This is a genomic window from Pseudomonas sp. GW821-FHT09H03, assembly GCF_059415945.1.
The window spans coordinates 257358-274610 of the sequence record NZ_JBWKOF010000002.1; the positions used below are offsets into that span (position 1 = coordinate 257358).

The following is a 17253-nucleotide window of genomic DNA, read 5'->3' on the forward strand; positions in this document are numbered from 1 at the left end:
TGGTACAGGCAGGCCGGGGATTCCCTCTTTTATTGCTCCCGGAGATGGATCTGCAGCCGCCAGCGGTCATCGACCTCGCTACCGGCCCATTCGCCCTGCAGAGGCCGAGCCGCCACCAGCGTCAACAACAACCCGCCATCACTCAACCGCACCCGCCAGTTCACGTCCTTGTCGCCAAGCCTGAGCTGGCCGCTCTTGGCCAGGCCCTTGGCATCGAACAGCAGAGCAACGCTGCCGTCGACAATCTCGCCGTGAGTCTTGGGCTGTTGGTTGAACCACACCACCAATCCATCGTTCGTGACTTCAATCTGCTGCAGTTCGCTGGGATCGGGGGTGGTCAGGCGCCCGATCATCATTCCCACCATTACGCCAACAATTGCCAGCGACGCCATCACCCGCAGGAATAGTTTCGAACGCAAGCCGGCTTGCGGCGTAGAATGCCGCTCATCTTTACCTTCGGAGCCGTGCATGTTTCACGTCATCCTTTTCCAACCAGAAATTCCGCCGAATACCGGCAACGTTATCAGGCTGTGCGCCAACAGTGGCTGCCACCTGCATTTGATCGAACCGCTGGGCTTCGAGATGGACGACAAGCGCCTGCGCCGTGCCGGCCTCGACTATCACGAATACGCCACCTTGCAACGCCATGCTGACCTCGCCAGCTGCCTGGAAAACCTCGGTCATCCACGGTTGTTCGCCTTCACCACCAAGGGCTCGCGAGCGTTTCACGATGCCAGTTTCGTGCCCGGCGACGCGTTCCTGTTCGGCCCGGAAAGCCGCGGCCTTCCCGCTGAGGTGCTCGATGCCCTGCCCGCCGACCAACGCCTGCGCCTGCCGATGCGCGAAGGCTGCCGCAGCCTGAATCTATCGAACACCGTGGCGGTCGCCGTTTACGAAGCCTGGCGCCAGAACGGCTTCAAATAGCACCGCATAGCAAATGTGGGAGCGGGCTTGCTCGCGAAGGGGTCATCAGATTCAACATGAATGTTGACTGATACACCGCTTTCGCGAGCAAGCCCGCTCCCACATTGGACTTGCTTCGACGATCAGGACAGCTTACTGGACGGTCGGCGTCTCGCCCGCAGCCTGCATGCGTTGCAGTTCTTGCGCGTACAGCGCGTCGAAGTTCACCGGCGCCAGCATCAGAGCCGGGAACGAACCACGGGTCACCAGGCTGTCCAGGGTTTCGCGAGCGTACGGGAACAGGATGTTCGGGCAGAACGCACCCAGGGTGTGGCTCATCGAAGCGTCGTCCAGGTTCTTGATCAGGAAGATCCCGGCCTGTTGCACTTCAGCGATGAACGCCACTTCATCACCGTTCTTCACGGTCACCGACAGGGTCAGCACGACTTCGTGGAAATCGGATTCCAGGGCCTTTTGACGGGTGTTCAGGTCCAGAGCGACGCTCGGCTCCCATTGCTGACGGAAAATCGCCGGGCTTTTCGGAGCTTCGAAGGACAGGTCACGCACATAAATGCGCTGCAAGGAGAATTGCGGTGCAGTTTCTTCTTCGGTCGCAGCAGTGTTCTGTTGGTCAGTCATCGCAGATCCTTCTTGATCCAGGGTTCTTATAGGTTTGCTTGTTTTGGGTAATGCAGTCAGGCCCTGAGCAACGCATCGAGCTTGCCGGCGCGCTCCAGGGCAAACAAATCATCACAACCGCCGACGTGTGTGCTGCCGATCCAGATTTGCGGCACGGACGTACGCCCGGCCTTCTGGGCCATTGCAGCGCGCACCTGCGGCTTGCCATCGACCTTGATCTCTTCGAAGGCTACGCCTTTGTTCTCGAGCAGGTATTTGGCTCGCGAGCAGTAGGGGCAGTAATCGCTGGAATAGACGACGACGTTGCTCATATCACTTCACCAACGGCAGGTTATCGCCTTTCCAGCTGGAAATACCGCCGGACAGCTTGGCGGCGGTGAAGCCGGATTTCATCAGTTCGCGGGCATGGGTGCCGGCGGTCTGGCCCATGGCATCGACCAGAATGATGGTCTTGGCCTTGTGTTTTTCCAGTTCGCCGACGCGAGCAGCCAGTTTGTCGTGGGGAATGTTCAGCGCACCGACGATGTGACCGGCGGCGAAATCCTTGACCGGACGGATGTCGATCACCACGCCTGCGTCCTTGTTGACCAGCCCGGTCAGTTCACCGGTGCTCAGGCTACGGCCGCCGCCCTGCATTTGATAGGCAATCAGCAACGCCAGCAGTACGACGAAGATACCGACGAGAATGTAGTGGTTAGTGGCAAATTCAATCAGGTGAGCAACCATCGAAGGAGGTTCCAGGGCGTTAAAATGTCGGCCAGTATACACAGCCACTATGGTGGGCCAAACCCCGTCCGGCGGTGACGTGGCCGGAACTTCGCTTTAAACTGCCACTCCCTTTTCCATTGCTCCTTTTTATCTCAGCCACGAGTGGATTCCATGACTACCACGCCTAAACCTTTGGTCCTGATGATTCTCGACGGCTTCGGTCACAGTGACAGCCCTGAATCCAATGCCATCTTCGCCGCGAAGAAGCCCGTACTGGACCGCCTGTGGGCCACCGTGCCTAACGGCTTGATCTCGGGCAGCGGCATGGATGTCGGCTTGCCGGATGGCCAGATGGGCAACTCTGAAGTCGGCCACATGAATCTCGGCGCCGGCCGCGTGGTGTACCAGGACTTCACTCGTGTGACCAAATCGATCCGCGACGGCGAGTTCTTCGAGAACCCGACCATCTGCGCCGCTGTGGACAAAGCCGTCGCCGCCGGCAAAGCCGTGCATTTCATGGGCCTGCTGTCCGATGGCGGCGTGCACAGCCACCAGGACCACCTGATCGCCATGGCCGAACTGGCCTTCAAGCGCGGCGCCGAAAAGATTTACCTGCACGCGTTCCTCGACGGCCGTGATACCCCGCCGAAAAGCGCGCAATCATCGATCGAACTGCTCGACGCAACTTTCCAGGCCCTGGGCAAAGGCCGGATCGCCAGCATCATCGGCCGCTACTTCGCCATGGACCGCGACAACCGCTGGGACCGCGTATCCCAAGCCTACAACCTGATTGTCGATGGCCACGGCGAGTTCAACGCTGCCACCGCACAGGAAGGTCTGGAAGCGGCCTACGCGCGCGGCGAAAGCGATGAATTCGTCAAAGCCACCTCCATCGGTGAGCCGGTAAAAGTGGAGGACGGCGACGCCGTGGTCTTCATGAACTTCCGTGCCGACCGCGCTCGCGAGCTGACCCGCGTGTTCGTCGAAGACGACTTCAAGGACTTCGAGCGTGCCCGCCAGCCAAAACTGGCCGGCTACGTCATGCTGACCCAGTACGCCGCAAGCATTCCTGCGCCATCGGCCTTTGCTGCCGGCAGCCTGGAAAACGTGCTGGGTGATTACCTGGCGAAAAACGGCAAGACCCAACTGCGCATCGCCGAAACCGAAAAATACGCCCACGTGACCTTCTTCTTCTCCGGCGGTCGCGAAGAACCGTTCCCGGGCGAAGAACGCATCCTGATTCCGTCACCGAAAGTCGCTACCTACGACTTGCAGCCGGAAATGAGCGCGCCGGAAGTCACCGACCGCATCGTCGACGCCATTGAAAACCAGCGTTACGACGTGATCGTGGTCAACTACGCCAACGGCGACATGGTCGGCCACAGTGGCGTGTTCGAAGCAGCGGTTAAAGCCGTCGAATGCCTGGACCAGTGTGTCGGCCGCATCGTCGAGGCCCTGGAGAAAGTCGGCGGTGAAGCGCTGATTACCGCCGACCACGGCAACGTCGAGCAAATGTCCGATGCCTCCACCGGCCAGGCGCATACCGCGCACACCACCGAACCGGTTCCGTTCATCTATGTCGGCAAGCGTGACCTGAAGGTTCGCGAAGGCGGCGTGCTGGCGGACGTGGCGCCGACCATGTTGAAACTGCTGGGCCTGGATCAGCCTGCGGAAATGACCGGGACTTCGATCCTGGTGTAAACCCCGCAATACCCAGTGGGAGCGAGACTATGTGGCGAGGGGGCTTGCCCCCGTTGGACTACGCAGTAGTCCCAAAACACTGTTTTGGGGCCGCTTCGCTGCCCAACGGGGGCAAGCCCCCTCGCCACAGGCTCCCACATTGGTTTGTGGTGTTTTTTTGTCCAGTTATCACACAGTCGGAAATGGGCATTTTTTTTGCTGCCCATGGCGGGCATACTAGGCTGTCCCTTTCCTTGGTGCCGCCCGCCTCTATGCTTCGTGTCCTGATAGCCCTTGCTCTGACATGCCTGCTCCAACCGGCCTTTGCTGACGAGCGCGCGCAAACCCAACAACAGTTGGACGCTACGCGTCAGGATATTGCCGAGCTGAAAAAAATGCTGGGCAAACTGCAGGAAGAAAAATCCGGTGTGCAAAAAGAGCTCAAGGGCACCGAGACCGAAATGGGCAAGCTCGAGAAGCAGGTCGAAGCCCTGCAAAAAGAGCTGAAGAAAAGCGAAGACGAGTTGCAGCGACTCGATGCCGAGAAAAAAAAACTCCAGAGCGCGCGCACTGAACAGCAACGACTGATCGCCATTCAGGCCCGTGCGGCCTACCAGAACGGGCGCCAGGAATATCTCAAGCTGCTGCTCAACCAACAGAATCCGGAAAAATTCGCCCGTACCCTTACCTATTACGACTACCTGAGTCAGGCCCGCCTGGAGCAGTTGAAGAACTTCAATGAAACCCTGCGCCAACTGAGCAATGTCGAAAAAGACATCGCCATGCAGCAGGCACAACTGCTGGTACAGCAAAGCAGCCTCGACACCCAGCGCGGTGAACTGGACAAAGTTCGCCAGGAACGCCAGAAAGTCCTGGCCAGACTCAATGACGACGTAAAGGCTCGTGACCAGAAGCTGGCGGCCCGCGAGCAGGATCAGGCTGACCTGTCTAAAGTCCTTAAAACCATTGAAGAAACCCTGGCGCGCCAGGCACGTGAGGCAGAAGAAGCGCGGCAAAAAGCGCTGATCGCCCAGCAGGAAGCCGAAAAAAAGCGTTTACGTGAGGCCCAGGCGCAGGCAGATGCCGGCGATGACGCCCCACGCAAACCGGTCAGATCAACACCAGGCGCGCTGGTATCCAGCTCGGGCGAGACCTTCGGCGGCGCCTTTTCGTCAACTCGCGGCAAACTTCCATGGCCTGTCGACGGTCGACTGTTGGCACGCTTCGGTGAAAGCCGGGGCGATGATGCCCGGACCAAATGGGACGGGGTGATGATCAGCGCTTCAGCTGGCAGTGCAGTACATGCCGTGCATGGCGGTCGCGTGGTGTTCGCCGACTGGCTGCGGGGCGCCGGCTTGCTGGTGATTCTCGACCACGGCAATGGCTTCCTGAGTCTATACGGCCACAACCAGACACTGCTCAAGTCTGCGGGTGACGTGGTAAAAGCCGGTGAGTCCATCTCCACTGTCGGTAACAGTGGCGGGCAGGACACACCAGCGCTGTATTTTGCAATTCGTCAGCAGGGTCACCCGAGTGATCCGGCGCAATGGTGCCGCACGCAAGGATAGGCGTTGAGTCACCTACATTAGGAGTTCGTTCGACATGCTGCATTTGTCCCGCCTTACCTCGCTGGCCCTGACGATCGCCCTGGTGATCGGCGCGCCTCTGGCGTTCGCCGCTCAACCGGCCGTTGCGCCTGCGGGCACTGCTGCGACCACCAAGGCGCCTTTGCCGCTGGATGAATTGCGCACCTTTGCCGAGGTAATGGACCGGATCAAAGCCGCCTATGTCGAACCGGTGGATGACAAGACCCTGCTGGAAAATGCCATCAAGGGCATGCTCAGCAACCTCGACCCGCACTCGGCCTACCTCGGCCCTGAAGACTTCGCCGAGCTGCAGGAAAGCACCAGCGGGGAGTTCGGCGGCCTGGGCATCGAAGTCGGCGCTGAAGACGGCTTCATCAAGGTGGTTTCGCCGATCGATGACACCCCGGCTTCGAAAGCAGGCATCCAGGCCGGCGACTTCATCGTCAAGATCAATGGCCAGCCAACCCGCGGCCAGAGCATGACCGAAGCCGTGGACAAGATGCGCGGCAAGATCGGTGAAAAAATCACCCTGACCCTGGTCCGCGACGGCGGCCCGCCGTTCGACGTCACCCTGGCCCGCGCCGTCATTCAAGTGAAGAGTGTGAAGAGCCAGCTGCTGGAGTCCGGCTACGGCTACATTCGCATCACCCAATTCCAGGTCAAGACCGGCGAAGAGGTCTCCAAGGCCCTGGCCAAGCTGCGCAAGGACAACGGCAAGAAGCTCAAGGGCATCGTCCTCGACCTGCGCAACAACCCCGGCGGAGTGCTGCAGTCTGCGGTGGAAGTGGTCGACCACTTCATCACCAAGGGCCTGATCGTTTACACCAAGGGCCGCATTGCCAACTCCGAGCTGCGCTTCAACGCCACTGGCAAGGACGAAAGCGAAGCCGTACCAATGGTCGTGCTGATCAACGGCGGCAGCGCCTCGGCATCGGAAATTGTTGCCGGTGCCTTGCAGGATCAGAAGCGCGCCGTGGTCATGGGCACCACCAGCTTCGGCAAGGGTTCGGTGCAAACCGTGCTGCCGCTGAACAACGATCGTGCGCTGAAGATCACCACGGCCTTGTACTTCACACCGAACGGCCGCTCGATTCAGGCTCAGGGCATCGTTCCGGACATCGAAGTGCGCAAGGCCAAGATCACCGACGAGCAGGACGGCGATTACTTCAAGGAAGCCGACTTGCAGGGCCACTTGGGCAATGGCAACGGCGGCGCCGACAAGCCGACCGGCTCCGGCGGCAAAGCCAAACCGATGCCTCAGGACGACGACTATCAATTGGCCCAGGCCCTGAGCCTGCTCAAAGGGCTGAGCATCACCTCCGGCCGCTGAGATGCGCCTGCGGTTATTGATCGGCCTGCTGTGCTGCCTCGCAGGTGCTGCGGCACCTGCCCAGGCAGCGTCCCCACCGCACAAGGCCTACCTGAGCCTGATCATCGACGACCTGGGACAGAACCTGCCCAGGGATCGCCGCGTGCTGGCCTTGCCTGGCCCGGTGACCGCGGCGATCATGCCAGATACCCCCCACGCCAGCGAATTTGCCCGCGAAGCCCATCGCGCCGGCAAGATCGTCATCCTGCATATGCCCATGGACCCGGCCACCGGACCTTTTGCCTGGCACCCCGACCTGCCCGTCGAAGAGCTTGAGAAACGCCTGAACGCCGCGTTCAAGGTTGTGCCCTACACCGCTGGCATCAACAACCACATGGGCAGCCGCATGACTGCGCAACCAGCCGCCATGGCCTGGTTGATGGCGGACTTGCAGCGTCGGCACAAATTCTTCGTCGACAGTCGCACCAGCGCGCAAACCGTGGCAGCCGCCGAGGCGCAGAAAGTCAGCCTGGCGAGCGTTTCGCGGGATGTGTTTCTGGATGACGAGCGCACAGAAGAAGCGATATTCAAGCAACTGCAAACCGCGATCAGCCTGGCGCAAAAGCAGGGGTCGGTGGTGATGATCGGACATCCGTATCCGCAGACCCTGGCAGTGCTTGAACGGGAGTTACCCAAGCTCAAGGCTCAGGGAATTGACTGGATCGACATCAAAATGATGATCAGCGTGCGCGGCAACCGTGCAACAGCGGCCCACGGCATCAACGGCACTTATCACACTCCGTGATTCGACCCGCCACCAATAACTATATATATCTCCAAGTGCTCGGGCACATGCCAGGATAGGACTCGCTCTGCATTTCATAATCATGGAATGAACATGAAATGCATTGATTCGCTCGCGCCACGCCAATAAAGACCAAGGATCGGCCATGACTTACAAAATGGAAGCACTAGGCATATGTGTTTTTTTCGCGCTAACAACTTCCGCAATCACTTATGCGAATGATGCTTTTTCAACACCAAGTAGCATCCTATTAAAAAATTCCGACAACCATTACTCCCGCCTCAATGGAGTTGGCGTGCTTCATTACAGCGACTCCCCCTATTGTACGGCCAGCCTGCTCGACACTCGCGATAAAAGCGGCAACGCCGCTGGTCCTGCTTACTTATTGACCGCCGAACACTGCTCCAACCCATGGGATGACCTTTCCCAACTCAGCGTGAAATTCAACTACTTCAGCGACACTTACAAAAACCAGAAAAACTACAAAATAAACAAAGTCACCTGGTCCCGACACTCCATCAGGGACCTCGCTATCCTGGAACTCGCCGTACCACTGGATTCATTGCTGAAAGAGGGAATAACCCCCCTGAAAATTTCCGATGATGCCTCATCCTTAGCAGGCAACATCCTTATCGTCGGTGCGCCATCTGGCCTCGATGGAGTCGGCCTCAGACTTGCGCGCTGCACCCAGCAGACGACAGATGCCACCTTGGTGGAAGCCGATGAAGTGTATCCAGAAACCCGAAAAAATAATTGCATAGACATTCGGGGCGGTTCTTCCGGCAGCCCTGTAATTGATCCTGAAACCGGGGAGATAGCAGGTGTGCTGTTTACATCCACTCACGGCGCCACGCTGGAAAAAATGTGCTCACGCAATAACCCCTGCGAAGTACGAGACGCAAAACCAATCCTCGCTGAAGAAACCCAGTACAGTGTTCCCGTTGGCTCTCTGTCAGCCTGCTTCGTCGATGGACGTTTCGATCTGAAATCAAGTGACTGCCAATTATCTTCCACAACCGACTTCAGAATAAAAAACGCCTATCTTCCCGAAAAATTCAGAACCCCCAGCCATCCGGACAATCTGGTACCCAAGTGGAATATCAGGTTCTCGATGGATGCTCCTTTCTATCGAGTTAAAACAGTACAGGATGCGAAATCCTGCTACTCGCCTCACTATTACAGCGGCACCATAAGCACTGTCGACGCCGTCATCGACACATCGATAGGCAGCGAAAGCGGCATGTATTTCCTGTGCCTGCTGGGCGTTCAATCAGCAGGGCACAGGCCCGATGCCCGCCTGTTCAACAGTATTCAAATAATCCCCGCACGCCTCGTAGAAACGAATTTCAAGCCATTGCCGCAGCCCGTACTGACACTAACCCCCTCTCCTGATTTCCCCGAACTTTATGTCGATTGGCATGAAAAAAGTCCTTATCCATTTTGGGTTCACTACTTTGATGACGACATTGGCGAACGCAAGTGTGCGGATCTGAACCCCGGGGAATTTACACGACAGCAAATTGGACTTGTTGTGCCAATGGACGCACTTCCAATTACGCTTTGCAGCTATATCCAGGATGAGGATCTGAATACCTCCGAGGTGCGCACAGACGTGATACGGGCGCCTGAAATTATCACTGTCGATAAATAATTACCGCACAAGGCCTCGCCACACTCCGCAGAGTAAGACCTGCAACAGGTTGCAGCCATTTTGACTGCTTTTAACAATCAAGGATTTGATTATGCCCACCGATAACACGGCGATCCCGGTCGCAAAACCCATGGAGTCGATAAAATTCGACAACCTGCTGATCAACTTCACGACGGAATTTCAACGGGTCTGGAGCACCAAGGGCTCAGGTGCGGAACTGGCAAGCTTTTGGCGGCCGAGCCCGGCACCTGATTTGTTGCCAGGGTACTTCCCGCTGGGCGACCTCGCGGCGTCCGCAGACAGCAACATCAGCGGACAACGAGTGATGGCGGTGGTCTGCGAGGGCGATCCGCAGAGCAACGAGCCACATCAACAGAAAGCGCTCAGCCGACCTGACGACTACGAGCAAATCTGGAAAAGCTCTGACTCCGGATCAAGCGGAGCGATATGGCGCCCGATCCCGCCTGATGGGTATGTGGCACTGGGACTGGTTTGCTCCAATGGTCACGATAAACCTTCGCTGAACGCCGTACGTTGCGTGCGGACGGATCTGGTGATCGCTTCGAACGTCGGCGACCTGATCTGGAACGACAAGGGCAGCGGTGCAAAAGTGGACTTCAGCGCTTGGAGTATCACCCCACCGAACGCGGAAGAAGGCGAGATCTATTTCGCACCAGGCACCTTTATCGGCGCCAACAGCTATGACAAGCCGTTCACTCATACAGCGGCATACTCATTGCGAATGCAGATCCCCCTGCAGATCAATCCCGCGCCGCAGCTTCCGGTACTCACCGGATTCAGCGCACCTCAACCTCTCGAAACACCGGCGGCCACTCAAACGGCCAGACTTCCCTGGTTCGCAGTCGAAGACAACTTCATGCTACCGATCGAAAGGTTCAGTAAATCACCGTACTACCACCTGGCCAGAACAGACCAGTACGTGCTCATCGGTGAAGGCCATAACACCGACGAAAAGAGCAAACTATTGCGATGGTCAGCGCCTCGAACCTTGATCGACAAGTTGTTGCAGGTCTTCACCCGAATAACTTCAATCGAGGTGAAATCTGCATGGCCGACCCGGGTCTCGGAGGCTGGTCATCCAGTAACGTACTCGGCCAGATTGACCAAAAGCTTCACTCACACCGAAAAATCCTTCAGCGGCTGGGTAAAATCGCAAGCCATAGATATCGCCGCCATCATTCCGAAAAATAGAATGCTGGCGGTTTATCAACTACACAGTCGTTACGACCTCTTGCGTGAAGATGGCACACAAGCGGCGGTAAGCTTCACCTACGCGGATAGCGACGGCCTGGACTTTGCCGAATATCCGCGTGAAGACAATGAAGTGTGCGCTCCTGCACCTGTGACAGGATTGCCAACTGCTACAGATAACGCGCCATGATCTCGTCCACGCGGCCTTCCTTGCGCAGTTGATCCAGCGCCGCCTGGAGCTTGGCCACGGTTTCGTCTGGCACGTCCTTGTTCAGCGCCAGGTACAACTCGGCGCTGTTGAAGCGCAGAACGGTTTTGAGCCCGCTCACTCCTTCCTGGCGAGCGAGGTAGCGCCCGGCCGGATCACCGGTGGCCCACAGGTCGATCTGGCCGTTGACGAGCTTTTTGGCGTTGTCCTGATCGCGCAGCACGACGATCGGATTGAGACCCTGTTTGGCCAGGGTCTCGGCAATCACGTCGCCCTTGTAGGCGCCGATCTTGTATTGGCGTGCTTGCTCCAGCGAATCCAGAGTGATCTTGCTGTCGGCCTTGGCCAGCATGATCCAGTCGTCCGGACCGATAGGGCCAACCCACTTGAAGAGTTGTTCGCGGTCCGGCACCCGCGCCATGACGAACACGCCATAACCGGGTTTTTCCAGGGTAAGTTTGTAGATTCGCTCCCAAGGGAAGCGCAGCGTGAGGCTGTAGGTGATGTTGGCGCGCTTGAACATCTCGCGGACGATATCCACGGCGATGCCATTGATATTCTCATCCTGGGCGAAATTCTTGCCGTTCTTCGCCATGTTGTATGGAGGGAAGTTTTCCGTCAGCAATACCAGGTCGGTATCGGGACTGTCTTTGGCTTGTACCCCGTTGATCAACAACAGGGAGGCGCTGGCAAGGACGAGAAGAAAGCGTTTAAGCATGTCTGGCTACCTGAATCCATGGCGTACCCAAGAGTGCCTTGAGCCTGCAATGATGTCCACTGGCCTGCATTGGTTTGTTCAAGCATTGTACGAAAACTCGCCAGGCGACGATCAGGCATGATCGTCGCACAGGCAGTTTTGATACGAACCTAGCGCATCACAATTCCACGATGGGCCATGTAGGCCTTGGCTTCCTGCACGGTGTATTCGCCAAAGTGGAAAATACTCGCCGCCAGTACAGCGCTGGCGTGACCTTCAAGAATGCCGTCGGCCAGGTGTTGCAAGTTGCCGACACCACCGGAGGCAATCACCGGAATGCCCAGCGCATCGCTGATGGCGCGGGTAACGCCCAGGTCAAAACCGTTTTTCATGCCGTCCTGGTCCATGCTGGTCAGCAGGATTTCGCCGGCACCCAGGCCTTCCATCTTCTTCGCCCACTCGACAGCATCCAGGCCGGTCGGCTTGCGCCCGCCGTGGGTGAAGATTTCCCAGCGTGGCGTTTCACCAGGCCCCGAGACCTTTTTCGCATCGATAGCAACCACGATGCATTGCGAACCGAAATGCTGCGCCGCTTCACCGACGAATTCCGGGTTGAACACCGCCGCGGTGTTGATCGAGACCTTGTCTGCGCCCGCGTTGAGCAGGTTGCGAATGTCCTGCACCGTGCGCACGCCACCGCCTACGGTCAGCGGGATGAACACCTGGCTGGCCATGCGCTCGACGGTGTGCAACGTGGTATCACGGCCGTCGACACTGGCAGTGATGTCGAGAAAGGTGATCTCGTCGGCACCCTGCTCGTCGTAACGACGAGCGATTTCCACCGGGTCACCGGCGTCGCGGATGTTCTCGAACTTCACACCCTTGACGACCCGGCCGTTGTCCACGTCCAGGCAAGGGATGATGCGTTTGGCCAGCGCCATGGTCAGTCCTCAGCCTTTGTACGAATCGCAGAAAGCTTGCGCTTCGGCGACGTCGAGGGTGCCTTCGTAGATCGCGCGGCCAGTAATGGCGCCGATGATGCCCGGTGCCTTGGCGTCGAGCAGCGTCTTGATGTCACCCAGGTTATGGATGCCGCCGGAGGCGATTACCGGAATCTTGGTGGCTGCGGCCAGCGCAGCGGTGAACGGCACGTTGCAGCCTTGCATCATGCCGTCTTTGGCGATGTCGGTATAAACGATCGACGACACGCCATCGGCTTCAAACTGCCTGGCCAGGTCGATCACCTGGATGGTGCTGATTTCAGCCCAGCCGTCAGTGGCGACAAAACCGTCTTTGGCATCCAGACCCACGATGATTTTGCCCGGGAAAGCGCGGCAGGCTTGAGCAACGAAGGCCGGGTCTTTCACGGCCTTGGTGCCGATGATCACGTAGCTCACACCCGCTTTCACGTAGTGCTCGATGGTTTCCAGGGAGCGGATACCGCCACCGATCTGGATCGGCAGGTTTGGGTAGCGCTTGGCGATGGCAGTGACCACTTCGCCGTTGACCGGCTGGCCTTCGAAGGCACCGTTCAGATCGACCAGATGCAGACGGCGGCAACCGCCCTCCACCCACTTGGCAGCCATGCTCACCGGGTCATCGGAGAACACTGTGGAATCTTCCATGCGGCCCTGGCGCAGACGAACACAGGCACCGTCTTTGAGATCGATAGCGGGAATAATCAGCATCTGGCAAACCTTCAAAATTGAATGTTCAGCTTGGCTCGGAAATCAGTTTTTCTCGAGCGCCCACAGGTCGCTTTCGATGCTTTCGAACCTCTCTTTGAGGTGCGTCTGCACATCGAAAATCGCCCTGTTGTAATAGTGCGGGGCAATTTCGCGGGTAAACAGCTCAAGGATTTCGGCCGCTTCGAACGAACCCAGGTCCAGTTCGAAGCGATCCTCCATGAAGCGTTTGATCTTGTGATTGGCCTCGTTCTCCTGTTCGGGAGTGAGGGTCAGGATCGGCGGCTTCGTTTTCTTGACTGCCATTTACCAACGACCGTCCCACGCAGCGAAGTTCTGCAGTAATTGCAGGCCATGGGTATGGCTCTTCTCCGGGTGGAACTGCACAGCAAAACGCGAGCCTTCGGCCAGCGCGGCGGCGAAATCGACACCGTAGTGACCGCCACCCACCACCTGACGCGCGTTGGCGGCAGCGATGTAGTAGCTGTGCACGAAGTAGAAACGCGCCAGGTCAGGAATGTCATGCCACAGCGGGTGACTGACCTTCTGCTTCACCTGGTTCCAGCCCATGTGCGGGACTTTCAGATGCTCACCGTCTTCGTGCAGATCCTTGCCGAAGAACTTCACCTGACCCGGAAACAGGCCGATGCAGTCGACGCCGTCGTTTTCTTCGCTGTGATCAAGCAGGGCCTGCATGCCGACGCAAATGCCGAGGAACGGACGATCCTGGCTGACTTCGCGCACCAGCGAATCAAAGCCCAGGCGTCGGATCTCCGCCATGCAGTCACGAATCGCACCGACGCCGGGGAAAACCACCCGGTCAGCTTCGCGAATCACGTTGGCATCGCTGGTGATCAGGACCTTGCCGGCACCGACGTGCTCGAGGGCCTTGGCCACCGAGTGCAGGTTGCCCATGCCGTAATCGATAACCGCGACCGTCTGCATTACAGAACGCCCTTGGTCGAAGGCATTTGCCCGGCCATGCGGTCATCCAGCTCGACGGCCATGCGCAGGGCGCGGCCGAAAGCCTTGAACACGGTTTCGATCTGGTGGTGGGTGTTGTGCCCACGCAGGTTGTCGATGTGCAGGGTGACGTTGGCGTGGTTGACGAAGCCCTGGAAGAACTCCTGGAACAGGTCAACGTCGAAGCCGCCGACGGTGGCGCGGGTGTACGGAACATGCATCTGCAGGCCAGGACGGCCGGAGAAGTCGATCACCACGCGCGACAGCGCTTCATCGAGCGGCACGTAGGCGTGGCCGTAGCGACGGATGCCTTTCTTGTCGCCGATGGCTTTGGTGAACGCCTGACCCAGGGTAATACCGACGTCTTCCACGGTGTGGTGGTCGTCGATATGCAGGTCGCCTTTACTGACGATATCCAGGTCGATCAGCCCGTGACGGGCGATCTGGTCAAGCATGTGCTCAAGAAAAGGAACACCGATATCAAACCGGGCCTTTCCGGTGCCATCCAGGTTGATCGAGGCTTTGATCTGGGTTTCCAGAGTGTCGCGCTCGACTGACGCCTTACGTTCGGCCATCACCAGCTCCGCAAAATCATTGGGCGAAAAAGGTAGCCATTATAGGCGTGCGGGCGCCAAACAGAAACACGATACGTGATATCCCTGACGGGCTGAATCCAGCACCGCAGGCGATAGACATGTCCATACAAGCCATTTGGGCAGTACACAAAAACAATGTGGGAGCGGGCTTGCTCGCGAAAGCGGCGTTTAAGTCGACATTATCGGCGACTGACACACCGCTTTCGCGAGCAAGCCCGCTCCCACACGGGTGTATACGGGACTGGCCCGAGCCTCTCCAGATTCGGGCCAAGCACCTTTAGTGAAACAGCACTGCCGTCTTTTGCAGGGTCACCCAGACACCCCACGCCAACGGAAGACCCACCACCAGCCAGGCAGCCACCGCCAGCGGCTTGGTGCCCGCCGCCGCTTTCCATTCCAGCGACGTGCTGCTGTCAGCCCCTTTATCGTGACCCAGCGCCTGCTCGGCAGCCAGCTCGGCCTCGGTCATGAAGTACTTGTCGGCCACCGGACGTATCAGCAGGTTGCACAGGAAACCCAGCACCAGCAGGCCGGCCAGGATGTACAAGGTGATGTCGTACGCCGCCGCACGCTCAACGCCGATGCTCAGCTGATATTCACGCAGATAGTTCACCAACACCGGGCCCAATACGCCCGCTGCTGCCCACGCCGTCAGCAGGCGACCGTGGATAGCGCCGACCATTTGTGTACCGAACAGATCCGCGAGATACGCAGGAACGGTCGCAAAACCACCGCCATACATCGACAGGATGATGCAGAACGCCGCCACGAACAGCGCAATGTTGCCCAGGTGGCCGAGGTTCGGGATCAACGCGTACAGGGCAAAGCCCAAGGCGAAGAACACGAAGTAGGTGTTTTTGCGGCCCAGGTAATCCGAGAACGATGCCCAGAAGAAACGCCCGCCGATGTTGAACAGGCTCAGCAAGCCGGTGAATCCGGCGGCGATTGCAGCAATCGAGGACAATTGCGCAGCATCCAACTGGCCGAAGGCCAGATCATTGCCCAGCAACTTGCCGGCGAACACTTCCTGCAACAGGGGCGAAGCCATGCCGAGAATGCCAATGCCGGCGGATACGTTCAGGCACAAGACCAGCCACACCAGACGAAACTGTGGCGTTTTCCACGCCACGTTCACGTGAACGTGGCGGTGGGTGATCATCGCGTTCGAGGCTTTTTTCGCCGGCGCGGTCCAACCCTCAGGCTTCCAGCCGGTTGGCGGGACGCGGTAGGACAATGCGCCACCGATCATGAACACGAAGTAGATCGCGGCCATCACCAGGAAGCTCTGCCACACGCCAACGCTGGTTGGCGAAGCGAAATGCCCCATCAGCGCTGCGGCCAGCGGAGCGCCGACCATCGCACCACCACCGAAACCCATGATCGCCATGCCGGTGGCCATGCCGCGCTTGTCCGGGAACCATTTGATCAGGGTCGACACCGGCGAGATGTAACCCAGGCCCAGGCCGATACCGCCAATGACCCCGGAGCCGATCCACATGAGCCAGATCTGGTGCGTGTATACCCCCAGAGCGGAAATCAGCAGGCCACCACACCAGCACAGCGCCGACACGACACCAGCCTTGCGCGGCCCGGCATGTTCCAGCCAGCCGCCCCAGATTGCCGCCGAGCAACCGAGGAAGATGAAGAACAGGGTATAGATCCAGCCCAGCATCGAAATCGGCCAGTCACACTGGGACGAAAAGACTTGAGCGATGAAGCTCATGTCCGGCGCGCAAGCCACCGCTGCGGAGACACCCAAGGCCTTGGACAGTGGCAGCCAGAACACCGAGAAGCCGTAGGCCATGCCGATGCACAGGTGGATGGCCAGCGCGGCAGGTGGCACCAGCCAGCGGTTGAAACCGGGCTTGGCGATAATCCGCTCCTTGGACAGGAACGCAGGCTGATCGGCGCCGAGGCCGTCCGCCGTAATGCTCGTGGTCATTGTGAATCCCCCAATTATTAGTATGGTTCGCCCTGCCACCCGCCCCCCGGCCTTAATGCGCACGCATGACCGCTTATTGGAGTGCTGAGTATGGTTATGCGACATCAAGTCGCAGAAGGACGGACGAACGGGCAAAGGTTACCATCAGCAGACGATGGAAAAACCAAACTGACATCACCTTTTGTACGTTATCTGATCTCCCTCCCGCATAGAGAACGCGTACAACTTCACAGGAAACCATATGCCGATCATTGTTGAGCCGCTGCGCGAACCCTCTGACCAGGACCAACAAGACCTGCAGAAAATTTACCGCGACGCGCCAGACTGGTTGTTTGCACCGTTTGCCACGGATGCACAGCTGATCGAAGACTGCCTGCGAGACGGCTCGCTGATCGCCGGGCGCTTCAATGATCGACTGCTCGGTGCAGCTCGCTTGCAGCGGCACCAAGAGGTCTGGCACTTGTCCCATATTTGCGTACGAAAAATTACCCGTCGCCGCGGCGTCGCCGAGCGACTGGTGGCCGAAGCGCAAAAAATGGCTGCGCAAACCGGCGCAACCTTGCGCCTGCTGGCGCCTGCCGGGCACCTGGAAGCTCAGGCACTGGCAGCCAAGCTGAAACTGCCGCTTGATGTTCTTGCGCAGTGATCGCCGACCGGCCGTCTGGTCTG

19 protein-coding genes are annotated in these 17253 nt (G+C 58.5%); 8 read left to right on the plus strand and 11 right to left on the minus strand.

Translation table 11 applies throughout. From position 1 onward, the window contains the following. Positions 1-29 precede the first annotated feature (29 nt). The gene (locus tag AC07OG_RS03800) at positions 30-470 is read right to left on the minus strand and encodes a hypothetical protein (RefSeq protein WP_060544063.1); all 441 of its coding nucleotides are present in this window, start codon (positions 468-470) and stop codon (positions 30-32) included. Between AC07OG_RS03800 and trmL the strand changes: the two genes are divergently transcribed. Continuing rightward, the gene (gene trmL / locus AC07OG_RS03805) at positions 469-924 is read left to right on the plus strand and encodes a tRNA (uridine(34)/cytosine(34)/5-carboxymethylaminomethyluridine(34)-2'-O)-methyltransferase TrmL (RefSeq protein WP_218424216.1); all 456 of its coding nucleotides are present in this window, start codon (positions 469-471) and stop codon (positions 922-924) included. The two genes, AC07OG_RS03800 and trmL, sit on opposite strands and share 2 nt — an antisense overlap. A 132-nt stretch (positions 925-1056) precedes the next feature. Here the strand turns inward: trmL and secB are convergent, their stop codons facing one another. The 3 genes from secB to AC07OG_RS03820 are packed head-to-tail and all read right to left on the minus strand — an operon-like array spanning position 1057 to position 2268. Beyond that, positions 1057-1542 (minus strand): protein-export chaperone SecB, encoded by a 486-nt coding sequence (gene secB, locus AC07OG_RS03810; protein ID WP_060544061.1) that lies wholly within the window; start codon positions 1540-1542, stop codon positions 1057-1059. 56 nt (positions 1543-1598) lie between these two features. Continuing rightward, positions 1599-1853 (minus strand): glutaredoxin 3, encoded by a 255-nt coding sequence (gene grxC, locus AC07OG_RS03815; RefSeq protein WP_007972741.1) that lies wholly within the window; start codon positions 1851-1853, stop codon positions 1599-1601. 1 nt (position 1854) lies between these two features. After that, positions 1855-2268 (minus strand): rhodanese-like domain-containing protein, encoded by a 414-nt coding sequence (locus tag AC07OG_RS03820; protein ID WP_495066251.1) that lies wholly within the window; start codon positions 2266-2268, stop codon positions 1855-1857. 153 nt (positions 2269-2421) lie between these two features. Here AC07OG_RS03820 and gpmI point away from each other — a divergent pair, with 153 nt between their 5' ends. The 6 genes from gpmI to AC07OG_RS03850 all read left to right on the plus strand — a co-directional run bounded on the left by gpmI (position 2422) and on the right by AC07OG_RS03850 (position 10683). Beyond that, complete coding sequence (gene gpmI, locus AC07OG_RS03825; protein WP_495066252.1) at positions 2422-3951, plus strand: 2,3-bisphosphoglycerate-independent phosphoglycerate mutase; 1530 nt, start codon at positions 2422-2424, stop codon at positions 3949-3951. Positions 3952-4202: 251 nt separating this feature from the next. Continuing rightward, the gene (locus AC07OG_RS03830; RefSeq protein ID WP_060544058.1) at positions 4203-5498 is read left to right on the plus strand and encodes a murein hydrolase activator EnvC family protein; all 1296 of its coding nucleotides are present in this window, start codon (positions 4203-4205) and stop codon (positions 5496-5498) included. A gap of 34 nt (positions 5499-5532) precedes the next feature. Beyond that, on the plus strand, positions 5533-6846 hold the full coding sequence (locus tag AC07OG_RS03835) for a S41 family peptidase (protein ID WP_218424215.1): 1314 nt from the start codon (positions 5533-5535) through the stop codon (positions 6844-6846). Position 6847: 1 nt separating this feature from the next. Next, positions 6848-7630: a divergent polysaccharide deacetylase family protein gene (locus AC07OG_RS03840; RefSeq protein ID WP_060544056.1), complete on the plus strand. Its 783-nt coding sequence runs from the start codon at positions 6848-6850 to the stop codon at positions 7628-7630. Between the two features lie 145 nt (positions 7631-7775). Beyond that, positions 7776-9281, plus strand: coding sequence for a S1 family peptidase (locus AC07OG_RS03845; RefSeq protein ID WP_495066253.1), 1506 nt, complete (start codon positions 7776-7778; stop codon positions 9279-9281). Between the two features lie 91 nt (positions 9282-9372). Next, complete coding sequence (locus AC07OG_RS03850; protein WP_082457651.1) at positions 9373-10683, plus strand: Vps62-related protein; 1311 nt, start codon at positions 9373-9375, stop codon at positions 10681-10683. Here AC07OG_RS03850 and AC07OG_RS03855 read toward each other — a convergent pair. From AC07OG_RS03855 to AC07OG_RS03885, 7 genes are all read right to left on the minus strand, one after another. Next, on the minus strand, positions 10664-11419 hold the full coding sequence (locus AC07OG_RS03855) for a substrate-binding periplasmic protein (RefSeq protein ID WP_060544054.1): 756 nt from the start codon (positions 11417-11419) through the stop codon (positions 10664-10666). The two genes, AC07OG_RS03850 and AC07OG_RS03855, sit on opposite strands and share 20 nt — an antisense overlap. Positions 11420-11568: 149 nt before the next feature. Continuing rightward, positions 11569-12339, minus strand: coding sequence for an imidazole glycerol phosphate synthase subunit HisF (gene hisF / locus AC07OG_RS03860; RefSeq protein WP_007897430.1), 771 nt, complete (start codon positions 12337-12339; stop codon positions 11569-11571). Between the two features lie 9 nt (positions 12340-12348). After that, a complete protein-coding gene (gene hisA, locus AC07OG_RS03865; protein ID WP_218424212.1) occupies positions 12349-13086 on the minus strand; it encodes a 1-(5-phosphoribosyl)-5-[(5-phosphoribosylamino)methylideneamino]imidazole-4-carboxamide isomerase in 738 nt (245 codons plus the stop codon). A 42-nt stretch (positions 13087-13128) separates the two neighbouring features. Continuing rightward, the gene (locus tag AC07OG_RS03870; RefSeq protein ID WP_218424211.1) at positions 13129-13389 is read right to left on the minus strand and encodes a DUF2164 domain-containing protein; all 261 of its coding nucleotides are present in this window, start codon (positions 13387-13389) and stop codon (positions 13129-13131) included. After that, positions 13390-14028: an imidazole glycerol phosphate synthase subunit HisH gene (gene hisH / locus AC07OG_RS03875; RefSeq protein ID WP_495066254.1), complete on the minus strand. Its 639-nt coding sequence runs from the start codon at positions 14026-14028 to the stop codon at positions 13390-13392. It lies immediately after the preceding gene. After that, a complete protein-coding gene (hisB, locus tag AC07OG_RS03880; protein ID WP_003186751.1) occupies positions 14028-14621 on the minus strand; it encodes an imidazoleglycerol-phosphate dehydratase HisB in 594 nt (197 codons plus the stop codon). Before hisB ends, hisH begins: the two co-directional genes overlap by 1 nt. Positions 14622-14919: 298 nt before the next feature. Continuing rightward, a complete protein-coding gene (locus tag AC07OG_RS03885; protein ID WP_495066255.1) occupies positions 14920-16584 on the minus strand; it encodes an OFA family MFS transporter in 1665 nt (554 codons plus the stop codon). 241 nt (positions 16585-16825) lie between these two features. Between AC07OG_RS03885 and AC07OG_RS03890 the strand changes: the two genes are divergently transcribed. Beyond that, positions 16826-17230: an acetyl-CoA sensor PanZ family protein gene (locus tag AC07OG_RS03890; RefSeq protein ID WP_495066256.1), complete on the plus strand. Its 405-nt coding sequence runs from the start codon at positions 16826-16828 to the stop codon at positions 17228-17230. Positions 17231-17253: the final 23 nt, after the last annotated feature.

What these genes read in the sequence shown, in the direction of transcription:
- trmL (WP_218424216.1), top strand. Translation starts at nt 469, where the DNA reads ATGTTTCACGTCATCCTTTTCCAACCAGAAATTCCGCCGAATACCGGC.
- AC07OG_RS03800 (WP_060544063.1), bottom strand. Translation starts at nt 470, where the DNA reads ATGCACGGCTCCGAAGGTAAAGATGAGCGGCATTCTACGCCGCAAGCC.
- secB (WP_060544061.1), bottom strand. Translation starts at nt 1,542, where the DNA reads ATGACTGACCAACAGAACACTGCTGCGACCGAAGAAGAAACTGCACCG.
- grxC (WP_007972741.1), bottom strand. Translation starts at nt 1,853, where the DNA reads ATGAGCAACGTCGTCGTCTATTCCAGCGATTACTGCCCCTACTGCTCG.
- AC07OG_RS03820 (WP_495066251.1), bottom strand. Translation starts at nt 2,268, where the DNA reads ATGGTTGCTCACCTGATTGAATTTGCCACTAACCACTACATTCTCGTC.
- gpmI (WP_495066252.1), top strand. Translation starts at nt 2,422, where the DNA reads ATGACTACCACGCCTAAACCTTTGGTCCTGATGATTCTCGACGGCTTC.
- AC07OG_RS03830 (WP_060544058.1), top strand. Translation starts at nt 4,203, where the DNA reads ATGCTTCGTGTCCTGATAGCCCTTGCTCTGACATGCCTGCTCCAACCG.
- AC07OG_RS03835 (WP_218424215.1), top strand. Translation starts at nt 5,533, where the DNA reads ATGCTGCATTTGTCCCGCCTTACCTCGCTGGCCCTGACGATCGCCCTG.
- AC07OG_RS03840 (WP_060544056.1), top strand. Translation starts at nt 6,848, where the DNA reads ATGCGCCTGCGGTTATTGATCGGCCTGCTGTGCTGCCTCGCAGGTGCT.
- AC07OG_RS03845 (WP_495066253.1), top strand. Translation starts at nt 7,776, where the DNA reads ATGACTTACAAAATGGAAGCACTAGGCATATGTGTTTTTTTCGCGCTA.
- AC07OG_RS03850 (WP_082457651.1), top strand. Translation starts at nt 9,373, where the DNA reads ATGCCCACCGATAACACGGCGATCCCGGTCGCAAAACCCATGGAGTCG.
- AC07OG_RS03855 (WP_060544054.1), bottom strand. Translation starts at nt 11,419, where the DNA reads ATGCTTAAACGCTTTCTTCTCGTCCTTGCCAGCGCCTCCCTGTTGTTG.
- hisF (WP_007897430.1), bottom strand. Translation starts at nt 12,339, where the DNA reads ATGGCGCTGGCCAAACGCATCATCCCTTGCCTGGACGTGGACAACGGC.
- hisA (WP_218424212.1), bottom strand. Translation starts at nt 13,086, where the DNA reads ATGCTGATTATTCCCGCTATCGATCTCAAAGACGGTGCCTGTGTTCGT.
- AC07OG_RS03870 (WP_218424211.1), bottom strand. Translation starts at nt 13,389, where the DNA reads ATGGCAGTCAAGAAAACGAAGCCGCCGATCCTGACCCTCACTCCCGAA.
- hisH (WP_495066254.1), bottom strand. Translation starts at nt 14,028, where the DNA reads ATGCAGACGGTCGCGGTTATCGATTACGGCATGGGCAACCTGCACTCG.
- hisB (WP_003186751.1), bottom strand. Translation starts at nt 14,621, where the DNA reads ATGGCCGAACGTAAGGCGTCAGTCGAGCGCGACACTCTGGAAACCCAG.
- AC07OG_RS03885 (WP_495066255.1), bottom strand. Translation starts at nt 16,584, where the DNA reads ATGACCACGAGCATTACGGCGGACGGCCTCGGCGCCGATCAGCCTGCG.
- AC07OG_RS03890 (WP_495066256.1), top strand. Translation starts at nt 16,826, where the DNA reads ATGCCGATCATTGTTGAGCCGCTGCGCGAACCCTCTGACCAGGACCAA.